The sequence below is a fragment of the Occallatibacter sp. genome (genome assembly GCF_049802275.1).
Taxonomy (GTDB): domain Bacteria; phylum Acidobacteriota; class Terriglobia; order Terriglobales; family Acidobacteriaceae; genus Telmatobacter.
In genome coordinates this window covers 1-4,269 of the sequence record NZ_JBARMD010000447.1, presented here as the reverse complement: position 1 = coordinate 4,269, position 4,269 = coordinate 1, and the positions used below count along the sequence as shown (strand labels likewise).

Here is a 4,269-nt window from a genome sequence, read left to right as displayed (position 1 = left end):
GCGTAGCCGCCGTTGTTACCTTCCTTGATAATGGCGACGTATTCGTCGATGGAACTTGCATATTGCATGGCCTTGCGCGAGCGCACGAACTCAGGGATGCCATCGGGATTCCAGCCGATGAATTGGGTGATCGTGGTTTCTGTGATGATGAGGCCTGCGTCGTTCACGCCAAAGTCGTCCTGGCTGGTGATCACGCCCGGTTCCCCATCCATCACCATGCGGTGTCCGTGTTCGGGCTGAATGTCGAACATCACCGTCCATCGCTCGCCGTCGGCGTAGCTCGACCAGTTATTATGCGCGATGACGATCTTGCCTCCCTTTGTGTAGCTCCCCGTTGCGATGAACGCGGAACAGTGGCCATCCGGACGAATGAGCGGAGCGTTCGCGGCGTGTTCGCGCTTGTTGAGCCAGGGAACGTAGTAAGAAGGCAATTCGATGCTGCCGTTGAGAGCGACTATGTCCCACACGTCGACTTTTACGCCCTTGGACTGCGCGCCCTTGGCGATGCCAGTGAGTTCCTGCTGATACTCGGCCTCGATGTGCGGCCAGAGCATCTTGCGGCTCGCTTCGCGGTAGAAGTTCCAGTCGCGCTTTGTGTCGTGCTGCGATTCAAGCTTGGTCACGTTGAGCAAGTCTGCGATTTCGGCTGCGAGAAGCTGGCCGTGCTGGAAGCCGATCTGCTCGGGCGTGCCTTCAAGATGCACATATTTCCAGCCGCCGCGATCGAAACGATAGCCTGGGCCGCTGGTCTCAGTGGCAGGAGCAGCGGGGGCAATCCGCTTTGCCAGTGCGGGAGACACAGGAGCGAGGAAGATACACAGCAGACAGAGCAAAGCGGCGCGGGGAAACGAGCGTGCCATTCAGGGTTCTCCGGATGTCTGGATTGTGAATCGAGGATAGCAGGTTAAATCGTGCGGGCTAGCGGTTTCGACTGCTCGCACGATTCGGATCAACGCTTTTTGCCGTTCTTGGACGCAGGTTTTTTGGCCACCGCTTTTGCCGGCTTGGCCGCCACGTGCGGTTTCGCCTTGGCTGGAGGAGCGGGCTTCCTGGCGGGAACTGCCTTGTGCGCAGGCTTGGCGTGCGCCTTGACCTGGGCCGCCTTGACTGCAGGCTTTGCATGATTCTTGGCGATGGGTTTGGCGTGCGGTGCGGGTTTTGGCGGATGCGCGGCTTTAGCAGGAGGCGGTAACGGCTTCTTTGCTGCCGGCGCTGGAGGCGCGGCCTTTGCCCTTTCCGGCTTTTGCGGCTCAGGCTTCCCTTTTGCTGGAGGGGGCACTTTTCCAGCAGGAGATTGTTTTGCCGCTGTTGCGGATTTCTGAACGGACGCCTTGGCGGCATGCGCATCAGCTTTTTGAGCGGCTGCTTTGCCGGGTTTTGCGGCTGACGCCTTGCTTTGTCCTTTGCGCACCGGCTCTTCGTCTTCGTCCTCGTCGTCCGATTCGCCCTCATCGGATTCGCCTTCTTCTACGTCGCCGAGTTCTTCGTCGAGGTCACCGCCCTTGGGGACAGCCAGGCCGAGATCAATCTCTTCGTCGTCAGCACCGACGCTGATATCGTCGAGATCCTCTTCATCTCCGTCTTCCGCCTCTTCATCATCGTCGAAAGATTTCTCCTTGATCTTCTCGACGTTGCGTTTGGCGCGGGTGCGCTTGATGGTGACCTGCGGCGGCGGAGCGGGTGGCGAATGGGGTTCGAGGAACGCTTTAATCTCCTCGGGCGTATTCAGGCCGCCGTCGATCAACTGCAGAAAGACCTGGTGGACGATGTCCTTGTAGGTCGCGAGTTCCTGCGTGATGCGCATCTCCTGCATCTGCAGGTATGGAATGCGCTGACGCGCCTCGGGCCAGGTCTTCAGGAAAGCCTCGTACTTGGCTTTTACGGCGTTTTCCTTGCTGGTGAAGCCGAGCCAGAGAACCGCTTCAGGATCGTACGTCATAAACAGCTTGTAGGCCACGGACGGCGTTGCGTTGGCTTTGTTCAGCAGTACCTTCGCGAATCCAGCGGCAAGCGAGTCAAGGCTGTTCCACTCCTCGACAAAACCCGGGCGCAGCAATTGCTTCTTCAACGCGGAAAGATCTTTCGGCGCCATCTTCGCGGTCAGCAGCTGCATCTGTCCCGCTGACATGTCGGGATGCACTCCCTGCATCTGCAATTGGACGCGCAGGTCGTGAAGTGCAGTGAGCTTGTCTTCGTCCGCTTTTGCCGGAGTCCAAGCCGGAAAAAGTACTTTCATCCAACCTTCAGCCTCGAGAGCACGGAGGACCTTGAGACCATCGTCTTCATGGCCGATCTGTTCGAGTTCCTGGCTGAGATCGTGCGCGGAAAGAGAATCGATGACGTTCTCACCCTTGGCGTTCTCGTAGCGCTGCTGCGTGCGCGGATCGAGATCCCAGGCAAGTCGCGCGATGTAACGCGTGGCGCGAATGAGGAATGACGGTTCTTCGAGGAATCCGTAGTTTGAAACCAGGCGGAGGGTGCGCGCCTCAATGTCAGCGGCGCCGTTCAGGGGGTCCATCAGGAGACCAAATGAGCCCTCATTGAGGGAGATCGCCATGGCATTCACGGTGAAATCGCGCCGGCGAAGATCATCCTGGATGGACGAGAAGTGGAAAACAGGCTTTCCCGGGTGCGGATAATCGCGCCTGTGAGTGCTGACCAGGTCTACTCGGACGGTGCCCGGAAAGCAGAGGTAAAGGGAGCGGGATGCCTCGTCTTCGCCCCAGGTTTTGGCGCCAAGCTTTTCAAGGGCCTTTTTGAGCTTGAGCGCATTGCCCTGAATGGCGACTTCGATATCGCGAACCGCATGGCCGCTGGTAAGGTCGCGAACGGCGTCCCCGGTGAGAAAAAGGAGGATACCCGCTTCGCGGGACACTTCGCGTAACTGCCGCAGGGCATTCTGCTGATCGGCTGAAAGCCGGTGCTCAAGAAGGTAAATGTAGTCGGGCATTTCCGTTCCTACTTCCCCATGCAAAAACCAAGGCAAGTCTCTGAGGACGTTATGCTTACGCTACGATTCACCAGAGGTTGCAAATGAGTACCTTATCATAATTAAACTCAATTGAACAGTGCGTTTGGCACCAGTTTTGCGACTTTTCGGGGTGCAGACGGGTCGTTGCGTGCGACAATCCATGCCATGGGCTCCGCTCGTAAGCCGGTGATTGTGCGCAAGTTCTCCCGCGAGTGGTACGTCGGCTATGCAGGCTCCGCCTTCGGTCAGGACTCCCCCGCCCTGGAGGTCCTGGATCTCACCGGAAAAGTGCTTACAATCGGCTGGGAAGCCGTGAAGTGGGTTTGCTATGTGCGTGATTTTTCCTCAAGTTCAGACATGGCCAACCCGGAACGGCTACTGCAGAAAAAGTTCACGGTCCGGCCCCGGGCGGCGGGGTTATGGCTGCGCATGACGTTGAACGACGGGGATGAGCTGGAAGGGATTGCCGCGAACGACCGGTCGCTGATCTCCGGGGCGGGCCTGCTGGTGACCCCGCCGGATACGCGGTCGAACACGCAGCGCATCTACGTACCCCGGCAGGCCATCCAGACCCTGGAGGTGGTGGGCCTGATCGGGGCGGTTGGGCGCAAGCGCAGGGTCGAGGCCGGTCAACCCGAGCTCTTCCCTGCTGATCCTGAATCGGAGTAGCGCTCAGGGTGCCACAGCGATGTCAAAAGCCGTAGCTCTCCAAGCGGAGCTGTGAGACGATGTGTTTTTAATGTCTAGAGACATCATTCGAACCGCTGACGCCCCGCCTTCTCCGCCAACTTATAGTCAGGCGGTACGGGCAGCCGGTCTTGTGTTCGTCTCCGGCACAGGGCCCCACGATCCGGTGTCTGGGAAGATCGTTGGGAAAACGATCCAAGAGCAAACCGGGCAGTGTCTGCGGAATGTATCCGCGATCCTTAAAGCCGCGGGCACCTCCCTCGACCGGGTCGTGAGTGCCACCGTGATCATTCTTGAAGAAGACGATTTCGCTGGAATGAATGAAGAATGGATCAAGTGGTTTCCGTCGAACCCGCCAGCGCGGCAAGGAGCGAAGTTGCCCGTTCGAATTCCTGGTATGAAAGTGTCCATCGCAGTCATAGCCGAGGCCTGAATCTTCAATCAAGAGCAGATGTCTTCGCTCGTGCCCCCTTCCGTTACAATCTCCTCGATGAAACTTGGCGAGATTGCAAGTCGGCTGGGCGCCGAGCTGCGCGGAAACGCGGAAGTCGAAGTCACCGGGGTGAAAGGGATTGAGGAGGCGGGGCCGTCGGAGATCACCTTTGTCGCCA

At 58.6% G+C, this 4,269-nt stretch carries 4 protein-coding genes; 2 read left to right on the top strand and 2 right to left on the bottom strand.

The window, feature by feature from the left end; all coding sequences use genetic code 11:
- Both WA354_RS15540 and WA354_RS15535 read right to left on the bottom strand, forming a co-directional pair.
- The coding region (locus WA354_RS15540) for a C45 family autoproteolytic acyltransferase/hydolase (protein WP_472813933.1) at window positions 1-860 on the bottom strand (860 nt) is incomplete at its 3' end.
- 89 nt (window positions 861-949) lie between these two features.
- Window positions 950-2,950, bottom strand: coding sequence for a tRNA nucleotidyltransferase/poly(A) polymerase family protein (locus WA354_RS15535; RefSeq protein ID WP_472813932.1), 2,001 nt, complete (start codon window positions 2,948-2,950; stop codon window positions 950-952).
- 165 nt (window positions 2,951-3,115) lie between these two features.
- On the opposite strand from WA354_RS15535, the gene WA354_RS15530 reads away from it, so the two are divergent.
- On the top strand, window positions 3,116-3,640 hold the full coding sequence (locus WA354_RS15530; protein ID WP_472813931.1) for a DUF6982 domain-containing protein: 525 nt from the start codon (window positions 3,116-3,118) through the stop codon (window positions 3,638-3,640).
- Between the two features lie 70 nt (window positions 3,641-3,710).
- Entirely contained in the window at window positions 3,711-4,091 is a 381-nt protein-coding gene (locus tag WA354_RS15525) for a RidA family protein (protein ID WP_472813930.1), read from the top strand.
- The last annotated feature ends 178 nt before the right edge of the window (window positions 4,092-4,269 follow it).